Raw genomic sequence first — 18,694 nt, 5'->3', positions numbered from 1 at the left:
CCAGAGCACCGGCCCCGCGATCGGGCCTGCACCACGGCTCGCCACGGACCTCAGGCCAGGGACAGGAAGAGCTTCTCCATCTGGGCGACGTCCATCGTCTCGCCGTCCGGGTTGGCGATGCACTCGCGCAGGCCGGTCGCGATGACGGCGAAGCCGGCGCGGTCGAGGGCCTTGGAGACGGCGGCGAGCTGCGTGACGATGTCCTTGCAGTCGCGCCCCTCCTCGATCATCTTGACGATGCCGCCGATCTGGCCGCGGGCGCGGTTGAGGCGACGGATGACCGACTGCATCTCGTCGAGGTCGAGTTCCACAGCATCCTCCTGGGGTCGTTGCGGGAACGCCCCATGATACCCCCGGCCGTATGCCGTCCGCTTGCGTGCCGCTCAGCCCGAGCGGGGCGCGTACATGATGAGCGCGACCCCGACCAGGCAGACGAGCGCGCCCGCGACGTCCCACCGGTCGGGCCGGAAGCCGTCGGCCACCATGCCCCACACGAGCGAGCCCGCGACGAAGACGCCACCGTAGGCGGCGAGGATGCGCCCGAAGCTCGCGTCGGGCTGGAGCGTCGCCACGAAGCCGTAGAGGCCGAGCGCGACGACTCCCGCGCCGGCCCACAGCCAGCCGCGGTGCTCACGCACCCCCTGCCAGATGAGCCAGGCACCACCGATCTCGGCGAGGGCGGCGAGCACGAAGAGCAGGATCGAGCGGGCGACGGTCACGCTCAGAGGTCCCCGGCCGCGCGCCGCTCGACGTCGCTGCGCAGGATGCAGAACTCGTTGCCCTCGGGGTCGGCCATGACGACCCAGCCCCGGCCGTCGTCGGTGCGGCAGTCCTGCACGACGGTCCCCCCGAGACCCGTGACGCGCTCGACCTCCTCGTCGCGCGGGCGGTCGGTGGGGCGCAGGTCGAGGTGGACGCGGTTGCGCACCTGCTTGGCGTCCTCGACCTCGATGAAGAGCAGCCGGTGCGACTCGTCGGGCGAGAAGATCATGCACTCCTCGTGCCCCGGCTCGTTCGGGTCGGACGGGTCCTCGTGGTAGCCGAGCAGGTCGGCCCACCAGACGGACTGCGCGTGCGCGTCGAGGGCGTTGACGGTCGTGTGCGAGAGCTCGAGTGCCATGCGGCCATCCTGCTGGGCGCGCGCCGGTTCGGGCCACTGCCTTGCCGCCGGCCACGCACGCCGTCAACGTCGGTTGACGAAGGGGACCTGCCGGCATACCGTGTCAATGAAGGTTGACACGGTACGAGAGGCGACCGCGATGACGAAGGAGGTCGACGACATGCTCCAGCTCGCTCGGGCCACCGGTGACGACGACCCGCGCGCGGCCCTCGCCGCCGCGCGTGAGCTGCGGCGCACCGCCGACCGCACCGAGGCGGCCGTGGTCCGGCGCGCGCGCAACCAGGGCCTCGCCTGGGCCGACATCGCCGAGCAGCTCGGCGTCACCCGCCAGGCCGTCCACAAGAAGTACGGCCGACGCTAGACCGCGGCGATCACCCTTCGCGGCGCAGGACGACGACGGTGTCGAGCGCGACGCGCTCGCCCTCGTCGGTCGGGACCGGGCGCTGCCGGATGCCCGACTGCAGGGCCGCGACGGGAAGCCCCTCGGCGCGGTCGAGCACCTCCTCGGGGTCGTAGAGCACGGCACGGTCGCTCGGACCGCCCCAGCCCTCGGCGAGGTTGCGGCCGGCGTGCCCGACGACGACGACGAGACCCCCCGGGCGCACGGCCTCGACGGCCGACCGCAGCGCCTGCCGCCACTGCTCGGCCGGCAGCTGGAGGTAGCAGAGCAGAGCGAGGTCGTAGGCGGCCGGACCGCCGGGCGTCGACTGCGTGGCGTCCGCGACGACCGCGGTGAGCCGGCTCAGGTCGTCACCGAGCCGGTCGGTCGCGAGGGACCGCATCCGCTCCACGGCCACGGGCGAGTAGTCCGACGCCGTGACGACCCAGCCCTGCTCGACCATCCAGATCGCGTTGCGCCCCTCGCCCGCGGCGAGGTCGACGGCGTGACCGGGCGTCAGCGGGCCGATGATCTCGGCGACGAAGCGGTTCGGCTCGGCCGACCACACGAGGTCGTGTGCCGCATACCGCTCGTCCCAGTCCTTGGCGTCCACGGTTGCTCTCCTCGTCGTCATCGAGCGGCCGGGTGCCGGTCGCGAATCCCATTGTGGCGCGGCACGTCTCGTTCGTCACGATTCGGACGCACCCGTCGGGCGCCCGCGTAGCGTGGACAGCGGAAAGGCATGCCATGAAGAACGTCCTCATCGTCCACGAGTCCATGTTCGGCAACACCCACGAGATCGCCGCGGCCATCGCCGACGGGTTGCGCCGAGGCAGACCGACGGAGGACGGCGACGTCCAGCTCGTCCACGTCGACGACGCCCCGACGGTGATCCCCGACGACGTCGACCTGCTGCTCGTCGGCGGGCCGACCCACGCTCTCGGCATGACCCGCCCGAAGACGCGCGAGGACGCCGCGACGAAGGGTGGCACGGCCGCGCGCGAGGGGGTCCGCGAGTGGATCGAGTCCCTGACGCCACGGCCCGAGCTCCCCGTCGTCACCTTCGACACGCGGGTGCACGTCAAGATGCTGCCGGGCTCGGCCGCGAGCGCCGCGGCGAAGGCCCTGCGCCACCATGGCTTCGGCCGCGCCGAGCGCGGCGAGACCTTCTGGGTGCAGGGCACCCCCGGGCCCATCGAGGCCGGCGAGCTCGAGCGCGCGCGTGCCTGGGGCGCCGAGCTGGCCACGCGGGTCGCCCCCGGCGTCGCCTGACGCCGTCGGTCCCGCTCAGCCGAGCGAGTCGAGCCAGGGCTCGAGGTGCCCGAGCACGTCCTCGGGCGCCTCGAGCTGCGGCGTGTGCCCCATCCCGTCGAGCCACGCCGTGCGCCAGGCCGGGTTGAGCCGCGCGGCGCGGCGTGCCGCCGAGACGGGCACGAGCCGGTCACGCGTGCCGTGGATGAGCAGCACGGGCCGGTCGAGGTCGCGCATGATGCGGTCGTACTCTCGCCGACCGCGGAGCACGCGCAGCAGGGACCGCGCCGCACCGAGGAACTCGCTCTCGGGGTCGGGGAGCGACCGGCGCCAGGCGGCGAGCTCGATCCCGGCCTCGACGACGTCGTCGTCGGCGCGCGAGGGGTCGGCGAAGCACAGCGCCACGGTGCCGAGCACGCGCTGCCGGTCCGAGACGCTCTTGTTGTAGCGGGTCAGCACGAGCTCGCCGACCCGTGGTACGGCATACATCGCGAAGGTCGCGGCGACCTGGGGGTCGGGGCGCGCACCCGGGTTGGGCAGGGCGGGGTCGACGAGCGCGAGGCCCACGACCTGCTCGGGGCGACGGTCGGCGAGCAGCAGGCTCACCATCCCGCCCATCGAGTTGCCGACGAGGACGACGGGGCGACCGAGGACCTCGTGGACGAAACGGCTGAGCAGGGCGGCGTTGTGGTTGACGCTCGTCGCGCGACCGAGGGCCGGGCTCAGCCCGAAGCCCGGCAGGTCGATCGCGACGACCCGTCGACGCGCGGCGAGCGCCGGCGCGACGGCGACCCAGTTGAGGTGCGACCCGCCGAGCCCGTGCACGAGGACGACCGGCGGCGGCTCGACCGCACCCGGCACGGCCTCGGGACCGCCGAAGTCGACCCAGTGGACGGGACCGTCGAGGTCGATGGTGCGGCCGACCCCGCCCCACGGGGACGCGAGGTCGAGCGGCGCGGTGGACGGCGGGGTCGTCATGGACGCAGGTTACCGCCGGTCACCTGCCGCCGCGGCCGCACCCGCGGCACGGGCACGCAGGTGACGCGACTCGGGCGCGTTGTCGCTCAGCCCGGCGGCCCGTTCCCACTCGGCGGCCGACTCGGGCCACCGCGCGAGGCGGCCGAGCAGCTCGGCCCGCACGACGTGGAACGCGACGTAGCCGTCGAGGTCGAGGTCGTCGAGGAGGGCGAGCGCGGCCTGCGGGCCGTCGAGCTCGGCGACGGCGACAGCCCGGTTGAGCCGCACGACGTCCGTCGGCGCGAGGCGCAGCAGGTGGTCGTAGAGCGCGACGACCTGGGACCAGTCGGTGTCCGCCGCGGTCGCCGCATCGGTGTGCACGGCGTTGACCGCAGCCTGCAGCTGGTACGGGCCGGGGGCGCCGCGGCGCAGGCACCGGCGCACGAGAGCATGGCCCTCGTGCAGGAGCGCCCGGTCCCAGAGGGAGCGGTCCTGCTCGGCGAGCACGACGAGCTCACCCGCCGCGTCGGTGCGCGCCGGACGCCTGGCCTCCGTCAGCAGCATCAGGGCCAGCAGGCCCATCGCCTCCGGCTCGTCGGGCATCAGCTCGACGAGCACGCGGGCCAGCCGGATCGCCTCGGCGGCGAGGTCCGGGCGGCCGAGCTCGGCACCGGCGGTGGCCGTGTGCCCCTCCGTGAAGACGAGGTAGAGCACGGCGAGCACCGGGGCGAGCCGGGCGGGCAGGTCCGCGTCACGCGGCACCCGGTAGGGGATGCCGGCCGCGCGGATCTTGGCTTTCGCCCGCACGATCCGCTGCGCCATCGTCGACTCGGGCACGAGAAACGCGTGCGCGATCTCGGGGGTCGTCAAGCCTCCGAGCAGCCGCAGCGTCAGCGCGACCTGGGCCTCCCGCGACAGCGCGGGGTGGCAGCAGGTGAAGACGAGGCGTAGTCGTTCGTCCTTCACGGGTCCCTCCTCCGGGACGCCGGCGTCGTCGTCGGCGCCGTGGAGCGCGTGCGCCTCCGCGTGGCGGGCCTCGCGCGTCGCCTCCCGGCGCAGCCGGTCGATGGCCCGGCGCCGCGCAGTCGTGATGATCCAGCCTGCGGGACTCGGCGGCATACCGTCGCGGGGCCAGCGCTCGACGGCCACGGTGAACGCGTCCTGGACGGCGTCCTCGGCGAGGTCGATGTCCCCGAGGGCCCGGATGAGCACGGACACCGCACGCCCGTGCTCGGCACGGAAGACCCGTGCGATGTCCGCGCCCGAGACCGTCATGTCGCCCGCGCCGTCACCGGTCGGTCGGCGCCTGGCCGGGGTCGTCCTCGCCCTGGAAGGGGCGCACCTCGACGGGCAGGCCGGTCGCGCCGGCGATGCGCTCGGCCCACCCGAGGACGACGTCGTAGTCGTCGGAGCGCACGATCGTCAGCCCGCCCAGGTGCTCCTTCGCCTCGGCGAACGGCCCGTCGGTGAGCACGGCGTCGGTCACCGACCCGCGCGTGCGCCGGATCGTCGTCGCACTGGACTGGTCGGCGAGACCGCCGGCGAAGACCCAGCCCCCGGCGGCGCGGATGTCGGCGTTGACGACCTCGAGGTCGGCCATGACGCGGGTGAGGTCGAGCTCCTCCGGCGGCGGCCCGTCGGGCGAGAAGAGGCTGATGAGATAGGTCTTCACGATGATCTCCTCCTGCCGGCGCTGCCGGCTGGTCCGGGGCGCACCCTGTGTGCACCCTGCACCCTCTACACGAGCGGGCGCACCCCGGATCGACAGATCGGGCCGGGACGGACCGTGAGCCGCCCCGCCCGGCGACCCGTCAGGCCGTCTTCGACCTGAGCCAGGTGATCATGGCGGCCCAGCGGGCCGGGTCGTTCGTCAGCATCCGCTCGTCGTGGGCCGCGCCGGGCACCATGACGGTGACGTGCGGCTGGCCCTTCTTCGTGGCCCAGTAGTCGACGGCGCCGAGGGTGCCGGGCGGCACGACGGTGTCCTTGTCGCCCATCATCGCGTAGAAGGGCGGGGCCGCCGACGAGAAGTACGTCTCGGGCTTGAAGGAGTTCCAGCGGCTGTTGCACTCGCTCCACGTCGGGTAGTACGGGCACTGGACCGCGAGCGCCGCCCACTGCGAGAGGACCACGACGCCGGTGCCCCGCACGTCGGCACCGCTCGAGCCGTTGACGGCCACGTCCATGACCCGGTGCGGCTGGAGCACGCCGGACACGGAGACGGCGGCGCGGACGTTGCGGTAGTAGACGCTCGACGTGATGGCCATGTGCCCGCCCGAGGAGAAGCCGTAGAGCGCGACCCGGTTGGGGTTGACGCCGAACTTCTTGGCGTTGGCCTTGACCCACGCGATCGCGAGGCTCACGTCCGTGCGCTGGCCCGGCCAGGGCGTGCCGGCGTGGCTGCCGGTCGGCGCGGTCAGACGGTAGTTCATGTTGAAGACGGCGAAGCCCTCGTCGAAGAACTTCTTCGACACCGGGGCCGAGGCCGCCTTCGTCGCGTTGGCCCACGAGCCGCCGTGGATGACGATGATGGCCGGGCGTCCGGCGCCGCCGACCCAGCTCGTGTCGTAGTAGGCGTCGAGGTTCTGGTAGGTGTCGGCCCCGTTGTAGCGGTACGACTCCACGACGGCCGTGCCGTCGACGGCGACGAGCGCGGTGGGCGCCAGCCCGACACCCGCGGCCTCCGCGGCGCGCATCGAGACGACGAGGCCGGACGCGGCGGCGAGGAGCAGGGCGAGCACTGCGGCGAAGGTCCGACGGCGGCGGACCTGGCGGGTGGTGGTGGACATGGGTGTTCCTGACGTCTTGCGGTCGGTTGATGCCGGCAGCACGTCAGATCCGGCCCCTGTGAAGCCCCCTGCCAGTGCCCCTGTTGGAGCCCTCCGGGGCCCCGCTCCAGCGCGGGAACCATAACCCACGAGCGGGCGCTACGGGGTGGTACGGCCCGATTCGGGGCGGTCAGCCGCGCGGGCGCTGCTCGACGAGCCCGACGAGGTTGCCCTCGGAGTCGACGACGAACGCCATCCACTCCTCGGTGCCCGCCGGCCCGAGGGCGTCGTCGTCGTGGCCGAAGATGACGTGGGGCTCGCCGCGCACCTCGACGCCGGCTGCCCGGAGTCGCTCGACCGTCCCGTCGATGTCGTCGACGCGCAGGTAGAGCAGGGCGCTCGGAGCCCCCTGGTCGAGCAGCAGCCGCACGCCACCGAGGTCGAAGAACACGAGTCCCGGGGGGTCGAAGGTCGCGAGGGGCGGTGCGCCGAGCAGGTCGCGGTAGAACGCGGTGGCCCGGCCGAGGTCGTCGGCGTGCTGGGCGATCTGGACGAGTCCCATGCCCCGACGGTAGACCCGCCGGGGCCGGGGGCGTCAGTCCTTGCTGCTGCTGAACGCGGCGTCGAACGAGGCGGTCGGGCGCTCGAAGTTGAGGCCCCTGACGTACTCGAGCGCGCCGGGTGCGCCGACGAGGCGGTCCATCCCGGCGTCCTCCCACTCGATCGAGATCGGGCCGTCGTAGCCGATGGCGTCGAGGGTGCGGAAGCAGTCCTCCCACGGCACGTCGCCGTGGCCCGTCGACACGAAGTCCCAGCCGCGGCGCGGGTCGCCCCACGGCAGGTGCGAACCCAGACGACCGTTGCGGCCGTTGCCGATCCGCTTGCGCGTGTCCTTGCAGTCGACGTGGTAGATCCGGTCCTTGAAGTCCCAGATGAACCCCGCGGGGTCGAGGTCCTGCCACACCATGTGGCTCGGGTCCCAGTTGAGACCGAAGGCCTCGCGGTGCCCGATCGCCTCGAGCGTCGCGACGGTGCTCCAGTAGTCGTAGGCGATCTCGCTGGGGTGCACCTCGTGCGCGAACTTCACGCCCACCTCGTCGAAGACGTCGAGGATCGGGTTCCAGCGCCGGGCGAAGTCGGCGTAGCCCGCCTGGATGACGTCGTCGGACACGGGCGGGAACATCGCGACGTACTTCCAGATCGCCGAGCCCGTGAAGCCGATGACCGTGTCGACGCCGAGCTTCGCCGCCGCGCGGGCGGTGTCGGCCATCCGCTCGGCGGCCCGCTGCCGGACGCCCTCGGGGTCGCCGTCCCCCCACACCGCCGCGGGCAGGATGTCCTGGTGCCGCTGGTCGATGGGGTCGTCGCAGACGGCCTGGCCGACGAGGTGGTTGGAGATCGCCCAGACCTTGAGGCCGTGGCGCTCGAGGATCTCGCGTCGGGACTCGATGTAGCCGTCCTCGGACAGGGCCCGGTCGACCTCGAAGTGGTCGCCCCAGCAGGCGATCTCGAGGCCGTCGTAGCCCCACTCCCCCGCGAGGCGGCACACCTCCTCGAAGGGCAGGTCGGCCCACTGTCCGGTGAAGAGCGTGATCGGTCGGGCCATCGTGGATCTCCTTGCTGCTGTGAGCTGCTGGTGTGAGGTGTTGGTGTGAGGTGGTGGGGTCAGTGGCTGGTGGCTGCGGCGACGCGCACGCCGGCGGCCTCGAGGACGAGGTCGTGGACGTCCGCTGCCGCCACCGTCTCACGGCGCAGGGCCGCGTCGGAGGTGATGACGACGGGTCCGTCCGTGGGGTCGTCGGGCAGCCGTCCGTGGCTGCCCCGCACCCACCGCGGGTCGAGCGGGACGACCTTCATGGCATACCGCAGGCCGAGCTTCTTGCGCACGAGACCGAGCCCGGCGCGCGCCTTGGCGGAGCGGTCGGCGGGGTCGAAGAAGAGCTCGGCGGGGTCGTAGCCGGGCTTGCGGTGGATCTCGACGCCGCGGGCGAAGTCGGGGGCCCGCTCGTCGTCGAGCCAGTAGTAGTACGTGAACCACGCGCGGGGGTCGGCCACGAGGACGAGGTCGCCACTGCGCTCGTGGTCGAGGCCGTATGCCGTCTGGCCGGCCCGGTCGAGCACCTGCTCGACGCCGGGGGTGGCGGCCAGGAGCGCGCGCACCTCCTCGAGCCGGTCGGCGTCCCTGACGTAGACGTGCGCGACCTGGTGGTCGGCGACGGCGAACGCCTCGGAGGCCCAGGGATCGAGGTACTCCATGCCGGCCTGCGTGTGGACGTCGAGCAGCCCGGCCCGACGCAGCACCCGGTTGACGTCGACGGGCTGGTCGACGGCGGTGATGCCGTACTCGCTGACGACGACGACGCTGACCCCGAGCCGCTCGGCGTCGTCGAGCAGCGGCGCGAGGGCGGCGTCGAGCTCGCGGGCGGCGGCGCGCGCCTCGGTCGACTCCGGGCCGAAGCGCTGGAGGTCGTAGTCGAGGTGCGGCACGTAGGAGAGCGTCAGGTCGTGCTCGGGCAGCAGGATACGGGTCGCCTCGATGATCCAGCGCGAGGACGCGATGGACGCCGTGGGGCCCCAGTAGTGGAAGAGGGGGAAGTCGCCGAGGCGCTCGACGAGTCGGTCGTGCAGCTCCACCGGGCGCGTGTAGCAGTCGGGCGACTTGCGGCCGTCGGCGTGGTAGACCGGCCGCGGCGTGACGATCGAGTCGACGTCCATGCCCATGGCGTACCACCAGCAGACGTTGGCGACGCGGGCGCCGGGATGGGCGCGGCGCAGGGCGTCCCAGACCTTCTCCCCCTCGACGAGCGCGTTGTGCTGGCGCCACAGGAAGACCTCGCCGAGGTCGCGGAAGTACCACCCGTTGCCGACGGCGCCGTGGTCGGCGACGGGACGGCCGGTCAGCATCGTCGACTGCACCGAGCACGTCACGGCGGGCAGCACGGTCTCGAGCGCGGACTGCCAGCCGGACCCGGCGAGACGGCGCAGCCGCGGCATGTCGGCGAGCGCCCGCGGGGTCAGGCCGACGACGTCGAGGAGGAGGACCTTCGTGGGCTGCGTGGGCTGGGTGGATGGCGTGGTCACGCGGACTCCTTGAGGCCGAGGTCGATGAGGGTGTCGCGGAGCCAGGCGAGCTCGCCGGCGATGCTCGCGGCGAGGGCCGCGTCGTCGGTCGGGCGCACCCCCTCGGGCACGACGGTCCACGTGTAGGTCTCGACCTCGAGGTGGTCGGTCAGGGCGGCGTCGCCGCCGACGAGGACCTCGAGCGAGTGCCGCAGGTCGCCGGTCGTGGCGGCGAGCGGCGGCTCGGGGGCGTGGTCGAGGGGCACGTGGAAGTGGACCCGCCACGGCCGCTCGGTCCCACCCGGGCACGGGTCGAGGGGACGGGCGCCCCCGAGGGCGTCGCCGAGGTCGTCGCGGGCGCGCAACGGGGCGTGCTCGCCCGCCCCGGGGGCCCGGGTCTGGTGCAGGAAGCGGTCCTCGTCGAAGGCGGCCAGCGACTGCCGGGTCGCGTCGTCCCCGGGGTGCTCGACGTGGAGGGCGGCCGACACCTGGGCCTTGACGACCCGGCGCCCGGCGGCGGACAGGCGCGGGACCGCGACGGCCGCGTCCTCGAAGCCGACGGCGAGGTGGCACAGGTCGAGGCAGACGCCGAGGACGTCCTCGTCCCAGCCCACCATCCGGTCGACGAGCTCGGTCGTCGTCTCGATGACGCAGCCGGGCTCGGGCTCGAGTCCGACGCGGATCTCGCGGCCGGTGCGGTCGCGCAGGGCGTGGAGGTGGTCGGCGAGACGGTCGAGCTGCTCGGCGGCCAGGACCTGCCGGTCGCCGAACCACGGGTGCCGCCACCCGAGGGGCAGCGTCGAGATGCTGCCCCGGGCGGCGTCGTCGGGCAGCAGCCGGGCGAGCACCTCGGTGAGGTCGGTCGTGTAGGCGAGCCGGGCCGGCTCGGTCCAGTCGGGGTGGTAGACGCGGTGCTTGACGACCTCGTCCTGGAAGCCGCGGTAGGGGAAACCGTTGAGGGTGACGACCTCGAGGCCGCGCTCGTCGAGGGCCGCGCGCAGCCGGTCCGTCTGGCGCGGGTCGTCGGCGAGCCCCCGGGCGACGGGGGCGCTGAGCCACAGGCCGAGCCCGAGGAGGTCGGCGCCGAGGTGGTGTCGCACGGGCAGGGCGAAGCGGTCGAGCTGCCCGATGATCGTGTCGAGGTCCTCACCCGGGTGGACGTTGGTGCAGTACGCGACGTGGACGGTCTGCCCGTCGGCGTGGAGCAGGCGCACGGCTCACTCCCTCGCGCCGCGGAGCACGGAGTTGCCCATGAAGGTCGCGCCGGCGCCGACGAGCCCGACGAGCTCGCTCGTGCCCGTCCCTGCCGGCGCCTCGGTCTCGGGCAGCTCGAGCCGACCGCTCTGGCCGTAGAACTCGACGGGGTTGCGCCACAGCACCCGGTCGACGTCGTCGGCCGTGTAGCCCGCGGCGAGCATCGTCTCGCCGACGCGACGGGTCTTGAGCGGGTCGCTGTTGCCCCAGTCGGCGGCCGAGTTGACGATCATCCGGTCCAGGCCGTGGCGGCGCAGGATCTCGACCATGCGGTGCTCGTCCATCTTCGTGTCGGGGTAGACGGAGAAGCCCATCCAGCAGCCGGACTCGGCGACGACGTCCACGGTCATCTCGTTGAGGTGGTCGACGAGGACGGCGCCGGGCTCGAGCGCCGACTCGCGCACGACGTCGAGGGTGCGGCGCGTCCCGGCGAGCTTGTCGCGGTGCGGCGTGTGCACGAGCGCGGGCAGCTCGTGCTCGGCGGCCAGCGCGAGCTGCGCGGCGAAGACGTCGTCCTCCTCGGGCGTCATCGAGTCGTAGCCCAGCTCTCCCACCGCGACGACGCGGTCCTTGGCCAGGTAGCGCGGCAGCACGTCGAGGACCTCGCGGCACCGGGCGTCGTTGGCCTCCTTGGGGTTGAGGCCGATCGTCGCGTGGTGGGCGATGCCGTACTGCGACGCGCGGAACGGCTCCCAGCCGAGGAGCGCGTCGAAGTAGTCGGTGAAGGAGCCGACGCTCGTGCGCGGCTGGCCGAGCCAGAAGGAGGGCTCGACGACGGCACGGACGCCGGCGGCGTGCATCCGCCGGTAGTCGTCGGTGGTGCGCGACGTCATATGGATGTGGGGGTCGAAGATGCGCACGGCTGCTCCTCAGTCGGCTCGGTGGGCAGGGGACAGTGCAGAGGACAGTGCAGAGGACAGGGCGAGGACGGTGCGGGCGTCGGGGGGCACGACGCGACCGGCGGCCTCTCGCTCGGCGGCGTAGTCGCGCACCATGCGTGCGAGCTCGTCGTCGGCACGCTCGGCGAGCCCGGCGACCTGCGCGACGGGGATGCCGGTGAAGAGGACCTTGAGCACCGCCTGACGCCAGGCGTCGTCGTCGAGGTGCGCGGCGGCATACGGCCCCACGGCGGCGGCGACGAGTCGGGTGTCGTTGGTGCGCAACGCATCTCGCACGATCGGCAGGGCGCCGTCCCCGATGGGGTCGGCACGGTCGGGGTCGTCGAGGGCCGGGAGGGCGAGCAGGACCGCGCGCCGCTCCGCCGCGTCGCCGTGGTCGTAGACGCGGCGCACGACGTCGACGACGTATGCCGCCGGGCCGGGCACCGCGAGCAGCAGCGCCTCGCGTGCGGCGTCGCCGTCGAGGCCCTCACGGGCCGCGGTGCGTGCAGCGGCCGGGAAGTACCGGTCGATGGCGTCGGGGTCGGACGCCACCCGGGCGATCGCGTCCTGCGTGGTCACCGGGCTCATCGGCCCACCTCCTGGGGTCGTCGTGCGGCGTCGCGGAGGAACTCGAGGCTCGACGCAGCGAGCGACGGCGCGGCGTGCGAGTGGCGGGGCAGCTCGACGGCGACGAGCCCGGAGAACTCGACGGCCTCGAGCGCGGCCAGCACCGGGGGGAAGTCCACCTCACCGTCACCGAAGGGCAGGTGCTCGTGGACTCCACGCCGCATGTCGTCGATCTGGACGTTGGCGACGAGGTCTCCGGCACCGAGGACGCAGGCGGCAGGCTCGGCCTCCTCGGTGCAGCGCAGGTGCCCGACGTCGACCGTCAGGCGCAGCCGGTCGGGTGACCCGAGCCGGCGCCGCAGCTCGAGCACGTCGGCGATGCGCTCGACGAACATGCCGGGTTCCGGCTCGAGCGCGAGGTCGACGCCGTGGGCCTCGGCGACCGGCAGCAGGGCGGTGACGCCTGCCTCGACGCGGGCCCAGAGCTCGTCCCGGCTCGTGCCGCGGGGGGCGATGCCGCTCCAGCAGGAGACCGCGGGCGAGCCGAGCTCGGCCGCGACGCGGATCGCCGTCTCCAGCAGGTCGATCCGTCTCTCGCGTCCGGCCTGGGACACGAGCGTCGGCTCGTGCTTGTGACGCGGGTCGAGCACGTAGCGGGCGCCGGTCTCGACGACGACCGCCAGACGGTGACGCTCCAGCAGAGCCCGGGCCCGGGCCGTGCGGCCGGCCAGGTCGGGCGCGAAGGGGTCGAGGTGGGCGTGGTCGAGCGTCAGGGCGACGCCGTCGTAGCCGAGGTCGGCGAGGAGCGCGAGCGCGTCCTCGAGCCGGTGGTCGGTGAAGCCGTTGAGGCCGTAGCCGAAGCGGAGGCTCATGTCGCCGACACCCGCCTCATGGCCGCCGCCCCGACGGGCGCGGAGGCGGCGAGCCCGAGGGCGGCCGCGTGGTGGCCGGTCGCCGCGAGCGCCGCGCCCTGGAGCGGCACGAGGCCCCGGATGCCGGCGCCCGTCGCCCGGCGCACCGTGCCTGCGTCAGGCGTGCGGGTCGCGGCCAGCTGGGCGCGCAGGACGCTGACGGCATACGCCCCCGTGAGGGCGAGCGAGACCGCGGCGCCGAGCGCTCCCCCGGCACGTCCGCGCCCGGCGGCGGGCACCTGTCGCAGGGCCGAGGCGGCGGCGACGAGGGCCGTCCCGGCGACGCAGGCGCGGGCCACCCCGGTCGAGCCGCCGTGGACCTCGCCGCGGCTCAGGGCCGTGACCCCGGCCGTGTGGACGGCGACGAGCGTGGCCGGCACGGCGGCGGCTCGCAGCCCGGGCAGACCGCCCGCGCTCGCCCCGAGGAGCACGTCCAACCCTCGGGTCGAGGCCATCGTCGCGACGCTGAGCGGCCCCGCCTTCGGGGACAGGTCATAGGCCCAGACCGCTGCGGCGAGCACCGTGGCCGTGGCGGCCGAGCGTCGGCCACCGGCCGCGGCCGCGACGGCGACGCCACCGACGGTGAGACCGGTCGCGACCGCGAGCGCCGTCCGGGCCGGCACGCGACCCGACGGGATCGGCCGCTCCGGGCGTTCCACCGCGTCGGTGCGACGGTCGGCCCAGTCGTTGAGCGCCATGCCCGCCCAGTAGAGGCACGTCGACGCGACCGGCAGGGCGGCCGAGCGGGCACCGGCCGGCCAGCCCGCGCTCGCCGCACCCGCGAGGGTGTCGCCGGGCACGGTGAGGGCGGCCGGTGCCCGCACCAGCTCCACGAGGTCGCGCAGGGTCGTCACGACGCCGTCGCCCACTCCGTCGCCCACTCCGTCAGCGTCCGGTGCTGCTCGAAGAGGCGGTGCTCGTCGGAGCCCACCGGGTCCTTGAAGAAGAAGCCGAGGGCCGGGAGCGGGCCCACCTCCCCACGCCGGAGCGCGAGGTCGGCGAGGCGGGCCAGGTCGATGACGAGCGGCGCGGCGAGGGCCGAGTCGCAGCCCTGCCACGTGAACTGCATCGACATCCGCGTGCCGAGGAAGCCGGAGAAGGTCAGGTGGTCCCACGCGGTCTTCCAGTCGCCGAGGTCGGCGATGTTGTCGATGTGGACCGGACCGTCGACGGGGTGGCCGAGCATCGCCTCGAGTCCGCGGGCCTTGCTGCGGGCCTTGCTCTCCATCGCCTCGGGGTCGGCGAGGGTGGCGCCGTCACCGCCGCCGAGGAGGTTCGTCCCGGCCCAGGAGCGGACCCGCAGCGAGCGCGCGGCGAACATCGGCGCGAGGACGGACTTGACGAGCGTCTCGCCCGTCTTGCCGTCGCTGCCGCCCCACGGGACGCCGTGGCGCTCGGCGAGCTCCTCCAGCGCGGGCAGGCGGGCGCCCGTCGAGGGGGTGAAGTCGATGAAGGCCGCTCCCGCCGTGAAGGCGGCGGCGGCATAGACGGCGCTCGGCGGCAGCGGGGACTCCCCTGCGGCCCAGGCCTGCTCGAGCGCCTCGAGAGAGGCGTGCGCCGGGTCGTCGGTGACGACCGGTTCGGTGGAGCTGACGTTGACGACGACGACGCGCGAGAGCGACTCGGCCTCCGCGAAGGCGCGGATGTCGGCGGCCAGCCGTTCGACGGCGTCGGCCTGACGCTCGTCGGCGTCCCGGTGGCCGTGGCGGATCCGGGCACAGGTGCGGTCGAGCTCGTCGGAGACGAGGGCCAGGGCCGTGTGCGGGACGACGCCGGCGTCGGCGAGCTGCGCCGCGCGCTTGACGAGGGGGACGTCGGCGACGTCGTGACCGCCGACGACGAGGTGGTCGAGCGGGACGAGGCCCGCCGCGGCGAGGTCGGGCTGCTCGGTGACGAGCCCGTCGGGACCGGCACCGCCGGCGGTGATGAGGGCGAGACCCGTGGCGACGGTCGTCGCGACCGATCCGCGCGCGCCGACGAGCCAGAGTCCGGTTCGTTCGTCCGTCATGGTCGTTCTCCTCGGGAGGTGGTTGCGAGGTGTGCGGGTGGGGGTGGCCCGGCGGCGGGGGCGTGTGCCCGCCGCCGGGCCACCGGGACCGTCAGCGCAGCGAGGCGATGACCGCCGCCGCGTCGCGCTGCAGGGCGGCCGAGGCCGCCGCGTCGCGGACGTAGGCGGTGGACTTCGCTGCCGCGATGAAGCCCTCGAGCTGCGAGACGGCCGCGCTGGTGCGCCCACCCGCGATGTGCTTCTCGGCCTGCTGGAGCCGCTTCTCGAGCTCCTTCTCGCCCGCCGGGGTGACGAGTCCCTCGCGGGACAGCCGCTCCGTCAGCGCCGTCAGCGTGAGGATCGAGGTCGTCGTGGTGAACGTCCTCGTCGTCGTCGTGACGAGACCGGCCTTGTCCTTCGCCGTGACGACGAGGGTGTGGCTGCCGAGCGACAGCTTCCACAGGGCGAGCGGCTTGTCGGCCGCGACGGTGGTGCCGTCGACGGTGGCCGTCACGGTGTCGATCCCGCTCGTGGCGTCGGTGGCCGTCCACGTGAGGTCACCCGCGTTGCCGACGGACGCACCCTCCGCGGCGCCGGACACGGCGACCACGGGGGCCGTCTTGTCCAGCTTGATCGTCACCGACCCGACCTGCGAGACGTTGCCGCCGTTGTCGGTGGCCCTGTAGAGCACGGTGGTCGTGCCCTCCGTCGACACCGTCAGGGCCGCGTTGGCGTTGACCCACGTGGCCCCGCCGTCGGTGGAGCGCTGGCGCGAGGCGACGGTGCCGTTGTCGGTCGCGGTGACCGTGACGGTGACGTTGCTCGTGTACCAGCCGTTCGCACCGTTCGGCGCCGCCGGGTTCAGCGTGACCGAGACGACCGGGGGCGTGACGTCGGCGACCCCGTCGCCCACGAACGTGAGGGAGTCGAGCACGACCCCACCCGTCGAGGTGACGTAGAGGCGTCCGGTGCCGGTGGGCTTCGACGACAGGGACGCTGCCGTGTCGGTCCAGCCGGAGCCGTTCACCGCGATGGTGCCGAAGGGAGCCGCCGTCGGCGAGTTCCACCGCAGCGACAGGGTGCCGGTGCCCGTGGCACGGGCGCTGACACCGGTGACGCCGACGAGGTTCGCCGGGTCCCAGGCCAGCCAGTCACCGGCGTCGAACGAGGTGACCTTGCGCAGACCGCTCGCCGCGTCGTCGTTCGTGATCTCGACACCCTGCGTCGCGTCGGCCCACTCGGCCTCCTGCTTCTTCGGGTTGAGGACCAGCTGCTCGGTGGTGGTCGCACCGGGCAGGCCGTTGGCACCGTTGTCGGTGTAGGTGATGACGACGACGCCGAAGATGTTCTCCGTCTCGCCGTGCTGGGTCGCGTCGGCCGGGGTCGGGATCGCGAACTGGCATCCCGTGCCCTGGCTCAGCGGGTGGGCGTGTGCGTCGTGACCCAGGCCGAAGGTCCAGGAGACGCGCGAGCACACCGTGGCCGTGCCGTCCTCGGGGTCCGAGGTGGTGACGGTGAACGGCACCGCCTGGCCCCAGTCGAAGAAGGCGCCGTTGGGCGGCGTGGCGATGGTGACCGTCGGGGCGACGTTGCCGACGCTGATCGACGTGCTCGTCAGGCCGCGGCGACCCTCCGGATCGGTGACGCGCAGGCGCGCCGTGTACTTGCCGAGCTCGGTGTAGGTCCAGCTCGCCGTGACGCCGGTCGCGTCGAACGTGCCGTTGCCGTCGAAGTCCCACTCGTAGGTCAGGGCCCCACCCTCGGGGTCGACCGAGCCGGACGCGTCGAACTGCACCGTCAGCGGGGCGCTGCTGCTGCTGATCGGCGTGGCCGAGATCTTCGCCTGCGGCGCCTTGTTGCCGGGCGAGTAGTCGATCCGGTAGAGGCCGGCGTCGGGGTTCGCACGGAAGAAGCCGTCGCCGTAGTCGAGGACGTAGAGCGACCCGTCCGGGCCGAACTCGATGTCGATCGGGCTGTCGGTGATCGGCTGCCCGTTCGTCTCGAGGGCGGCGTTGGGCAGGAAGTTCGTGATGTGGTCGACCGGTCCGCCCGGCCACTGCACGTCGAACACCGCGAGGTAGTCCTGCGAGAACTCGGCGAAGAACGCCTTCTTGTCCCAGTACTGCGGGAACTTCGTCGTCGACGGGTTGGTCGCGTCGTAGTGGTAGACGGGACCGCCCATCGGGCCCTGGCCGCCGGCCGGGGAGAAGTCGGTCAGCTCGGGCCACGGCTGGTGCGTGTTGTTGTCGCCGTAGTAGAGCGTCGGCGCGGTGGCCGGCGGCACCTGGGCGAGGCCGGTGTTCCACGTCGAGTTGTTGAGCGCCCCGGCGTTGCAGTCGAACCACGGGCCGGGCGTCGCCGTCGCGAAGTTCCACTCGTTGTAGTTCGCGTTGGGGCCGTGGCAGTAGGGCCATCCGCCGTTGACCGGCTTGGTGATGGCCGTGGTCTGCCACTCGACGTAGCCCATCGGACCGCGCTGCGGGTCGGCCGCGCCGGCGTCAGGCCCGTAGTCGCCCCACGAGACGGAGTTCGTGACGGGGTCGACGTCGATGCGGAACGGGTTGCGCACGCCCATGACGAAGATCTCGGGACGCGTCTTCGCCGTGCCGGGTGCGAAGAGGTTGCCGGCGGGGACGGTGTAGGAGCCGTCGGCGGCGACCTTGATGCGCAGGATCTTGCCGCGCAGGTCGTTCGTGTTGCCGGCTCCTCGACGCGAGTCGAAGCCGGGGTTGAAGCCCGGCGCGTTGTTGTTCGGGGCGAAGCCGTTGGCGCCCGGCGCGCTCGCGGGTGTGTTGTCGCCGGTCGCGAGGTAGAGGTTGCCGTCGGCGTCGAAGTCGACGTCTCCGGCGACGTGGCAGCACTGGCCGCGCTGCTGCTCGACCTTGATGATGACCTGCTCGGTGCTGAGGTCCAGCTTGTCGGTCGCGTCGTCCCACGTGAAGCGGCTCAGCTGGTTGTAGCCCTTCCACTGGTCCCAGTAGGAGGCGTCCGCGCCGACGGGCAGGCTGTTCGGCGCCGAGCCCGTGGGCGTCGACGTCGGGTAGGGCGCCGTCATGGTGCGCGGCGCGTAGTAGAGGTAGACCCACTGGTTCGTCTCGAAGTCGGGGTCGAGGGTGACGGTCTGGAGACCGTCCTCCGAGTTGTTGTAGACGGAGAGCGTGTTGACGACCTTGGTGACCCCGGTGTCGGGGTCGACGAGCCGGACGTCGCCGTTGCGGGCCGTCGTCAGCACGCGCCGGTCGGGCAGCACGGCCATGTCGATCGGCTCACCGGTGTCCTTGGTGAGCGTGATCTTCTCGTAGTTCGACCAGTCGAGCGCCGGCTCGGCGCCGTGGTCGACGCCGTCGTGGGCCTGGGCTGGCAGGGTGGCCACGGCGCCGAGCGCCGTGCAGGCGAGGACGGCTGCCGCAGTTGTGGCAACCAGCCTCCTCGCCCTGGATCGCGAAGTAGCATTCATCGGTACGTCCTTCTTGACAGAGACGGGCGAAGCCGGTCCCCGGGGAGCGCGCCGCTGCAACGGCACTGCACTCCCCGGGGGCCGGTGTTTTCGTGGTCCGGA

General features: G+C 73.3%; 20 protein-coding genes. 2 read left to right on the top strand and 18 right to left on the bottom strand.

The window, feature by feature from the left end:
* Positions 1-50: 50 nt before the first annotated feature.
* From ACSQ2D_RS01775 to ACSQ2D_RS01765, 3 genes are all read right to left on the bottom strand, one after another.
* A complete protein-coding gene (locus tag ACSQ2D_RS01775; protein WP_435984307.1) occupies positions 51-311 on the bottom strand; it encodes a metal-sensitive transcriptional regulator in 261 nt (86 codons plus the stop codon).
* Between the two features lie 72 nt (positions 312-383).
* Positions 384-719, bottom strand: coding sequence for a YnfA family protein (locus ACSQ2D_RS01770; RefSeq protein ID WP_435984306.1), 336 nt, complete (start codon positions 717-719; stop codon positions 384-386).
* 2 nt (positions 720-721) lie between these two features.
* Positions 722-1,120, bottom strand: coding sequence for a VOC family protein (locus ACSQ2D_RS01765; RefSeq protein WP_435984305.1), 399 nt, complete (start codon positions 1,118-1,120; stop codon positions 722-724).
* A gap of 139 nt (positions 1,121-1,259) precedes the next feature.
* On the opposite strand from ACSQ2D_RS01765, the gene ACSQ2D_RS01760 reads away from it, so the two are divergent.
* Positions 1,260-1,481, top strand: coding sequence for a hypothetical protein (locus ACSQ2D_RS01760; RefSeq protein WP_435984304.1), 222 nt, complete (start codon positions 1,260-1,262; stop codon positions 1,479-1,481).
* Between the two features lie 10 nt (positions 1,482-1,491).
* Here the strand turns inward: ACSQ2D_RS01760 and ACSQ2D_RS01755 are convergent, their stop codons facing one another.
* Positions 1,492-2,112 carry a class I SAM-dependent methyltransferase gene (locus tag ACSQ2D_RS01755; protein ID WP_435984303.1) on the bottom strand — a complete coding sequence of 207 codons (621 nt, stop codon included), beginning with the start codon at positions 2,110-2,112 and terminating at the stop codon, positions 1,492-1,494.
* 134 nt (positions 2,113-2,246) lie between these two features.
* Here ACSQ2D_RS01755 and ACSQ2D_RS01750 point away from each other — a divergent pair, with 134 nt between their 5' ends.
* Positions 2,247-2,771 carry a flavodoxin family protein gene (locus ACSQ2D_RS01750; protein ID WP_435984302.1) on the top strand — a complete coding sequence of 175 codons (525 nt, stop codon included), beginning with the start codon at positions 2,247-2,249 and terminating at the stop codon, positions 2,769-2,771.
* A 15-nt stretch (positions 2,772-2,786) separates the two neighbouring features.
* On the opposite strand, the gene ACSQ2D_RS01745 is transcribed toward ACSQ2D_RS01750, so the two are convergent.
* The 14 genes from ACSQ2D_RS01745 to ACSQ2D_RS01680 all read right to left on the bottom strand — a co-directional run bounded on the left by ACSQ2D_RS01745 (position 2,787) and on the right by ACSQ2D_RS01680 (position 18,508).
* Entirely contained in the window at positions 2,787-3,728 is a 942-nt protein-coding gene (locus tag ACSQ2D_RS01745) for an alpha/beta fold hydrolase (RefSeq protein ID WP_435984301.1), read from the bottom strand.
* Between the two features lie 9 nt (positions 3,729-3,737).
* Entirely contained in the window at positions 3,738-4,982 is a 1,245-nt protein-coding gene (locus tag ACSQ2D_RS01740; RefSeq protein ID WP_435984300.1) for an RNA polymerase sigma factor, read from the bottom strand.
* A 13-nt stretch (positions 4,983-4,995) separates the two neighbouring features.
* Positions 4,996-5,379: a YciI family protein gene (locus tag ACSQ2D_RS01735; protein ID WP_435984299.1), complete on the bottom strand. Its 384-nt coding sequence runs from the start codon at positions 5,377-5,379 to the stop codon at positions 4,996-4,998.
* Positions 5,380-5,518: 139 nt separating this feature from the next.
* On the bottom strand, positions 5,519-6,496 hold the full coding sequence (locus ACSQ2D_RS01730) for an alpha/beta hydrolase fold domain-containing protein (RefSeq protein WP_435984298.1): 978 nt from the start codon (positions 6,494-6,496) through the stop codon (positions 5,519-5,521).
* A 169-nt stretch (positions 6,497-6,665) separates the two neighbouring features.
* The gene (locus tag ACSQ2D_RS01725) at positions 6,666-7,037 is read right to left on the bottom strand and encodes a VOC family protein (protein WP_435984297.1); all 372 of its coding nucleotides are present in this window, start codon (positions 7,035-7,037) and stop codon (positions 6,666-6,668) included.
* 33 nt (positions 7,038-7,070) lie between these two features.
* Positions 7,071-8,081 (bottom strand): sugar phosphate isomerase/epimerase family protein, encoded by a 1,011-nt coding sequence (locus tag ACSQ2D_RS01720; RefSeq protein WP_435984296.1) that lies wholly within the window; start codon positions 8,079-8,081, stop codon positions 7,071-7,073.
* 59 nt (positions 8,082-8,140) lie between these two features.
* The gene (locus ACSQ2D_RS01715) at positions 8,141-9,556 is read right to left on the bottom strand and encodes an alkaline phosphatase family protein (protein ID WP_435984295.1); all 1,416 of its coding nucleotides are present in this window, start codon (positions 9,554-9,556) and stop codon (positions 8,141-8,143) included.
* Complete coding sequence (gene eboE, locus ACSQ2D_RS01710; RefSeq protein WP_435984294.1) at positions 9,553-10,749, bottom strand: metabolite traffic protein EboE; 1,197 nt, start codon at positions 10,747-10,749, stop codon at positions 9,553-9,555. The genes ACSQ2D_RS01715 and eboE overlap by 4 nt, the downstream gene beginning before the upstream one ends.
* Before the next feature lie 3 nt (positions 10,750-10,752).
* Positions 10,753-11,649: a TatD family hydrolase gene (locus tag ACSQ2D_RS01705; RefSeq protein WP_435984293.1), complete on the bottom strand. Its 897-nt coding sequence runs from the start codon at positions 11,647-11,649 to the stop codon at positions 10,753-10,755.
* 9 nt (positions 11,650-11,658) lie between these two features.
* Entirely contained in the window at positions 11,659-12,258 is a 600-nt protein-coding gene (locus ACSQ2D_RS01700) for an EboA domain-containing protein (RefSeq protein WP_435984292.1), read from the bottom strand.
* Positions 12,255-13,109, bottom strand: a complete 855-nt coding sequence (locus tag ACSQ2D_RS01695; RefSeq protein WP_435984291.1) for a sugar phosphate isomerase/epimerase family protein — start codon at positions 13,107-13,109, stop codon at positions 12,255-12,257. The genes ACSQ2D_RS01700 and ACSQ2D_RS01695 overlap by 4 nt, the downstream gene beginning before the upstream one ends.
* Complete coding sequence (locus ACSQ2D_RS01690; RefSeq protein WP_435984290.1) at positions 13,106-14,029, bottom strand: SCO3242 family prenyltransferase; 924 nt, start codon at positions 14,027-14,029, stop codon at positions 13,106-13,108. Before ACSQ2D_RS01690 ends, ACSQ2D_RS01695 begins: the two co-directional genes overlap by 4 nt.
* Positions 13,999-15,156 carry an inositol-3-phosphate synthase gene (locus ACSQ2D_RS01685; RefSeq protein WP_435984289.1) on the bottom strand — a complete coding sequence of 386 codons (1,158 nt, stop codon included), beginning with the start codon at positions 15,154-15,156 and terminating at the stop codon, positions 13,999-14,001. Before ACSQ2D_RS01685 ends, ACSQ2D_RS01690 begins: the two co-directional genes overlap by 31 nt.
* 91 nt (positions 15,157-15,247) lie before the next feature.
* The gene (locus ACSQ2D_RS01680) at positions 15,248-18,508 is read right to left on the bottom strand and encodes a PQQ-dependent sugar dehydrogenase (protein ID WP_435984288.1); all 3,261 of its coding nucleotides are present in this window, start codon (positions 18,506-18,508) and stop codon (positions 15,248-15,250) included.
* Between the last annotated feature and the right edge of the window lie 186 nt (positions 18,509-18,694).

It is taken from the genome of Terrabacter sp. LjRoot27 (genome assembly GCF_964254175.1).
GTDB lineage: Bacteria > Actinomycetota > Actinomycetes > Actinomycetales > Dermatophilaceae > Terrabacter.
This window is presented reverse-complemented; position numbering and strand designations above follow the sequence as displayed.

Coding starts and splice junctions, on each gene's coding strand:
- ACSQ2D_RS01765 (WP_435984305.1), bottom strand. CDS start 1,120: ATGGCACTCGAGCTCTCGCACACGACCGTCAACGCCCTCGACGCGCAC.
- ACSQ2D_RS01760 (WP_435984304.1), top strand. CDS start 1,260: ATGACGAAGGAGGTCGACGACATGCTCCAGCTCGCTCGGGCCACCGGT.
- ACSQ2D_RS01750 (WP_435984302.1), top strand. CDS start 2,247: ATGAAGAACGTCCTCATCGTCCACGAGTCCATGTTCGGCAACACCCAC.
- ACSQ2D_RS01745 (WP_435984301.1), bottom strand. CDS start 3,728: ATGACGACCCCGCCGTCCACCGCGCCGCTCGACCTCGCGTCCCCGTGG.
- ACSQ2D_RS01740 (WP_435984300.1), bottom strand. CDS start 4,982: ATGACGGTCTCGGGCGCGGACATCGCACGGGTCTTCCGTGCCGAGCAC.
- ACSQ2D_RS01730 (WP_435984298.1), bottom strand. CDS start 6,496: ATGTCCACCACCACCCGCCAGGTCCGCCGCCGTCGGACCTTCGCCGCA.
- ACSQ2D_RS01725 (WP_435984297.1), bottom strand. CDS start 7,037: ATGGGACTCGTCCAGATCGCCCAGCACGCCGACGACCTCGGCCGGGCC.
- ACSQ2D_RS01720 (WP_435984296.1), bottom strand. CDS start 8,081: ATGGCCCGACCGATCACGCTCTTCACCGGACAGTGGGCCGACCTGCCC.
- ACSQ2D_RS01700 (WP_435984292.1), bottom strand. CDS start 12,258: ATGAGCCCGGTGACCACGCAGGACGCGATCGCCCGGGTGGCGTCCGAC.
- ACSQ2D_RS01695 (WP_435984291.1), bottom strand. CDS start 13,109: ATGAGCCTCCGCTTCGGCTACGGCCTCAACGGCTTCACCGACCACCGG.
- ACSQ2D_RS01685 (WP_435984289.1), bottom strand. CDS start 15,156: ATGACGGACGAACGAACCGGACTCTGGCTCGTCGGCGCGCGCGGATCG.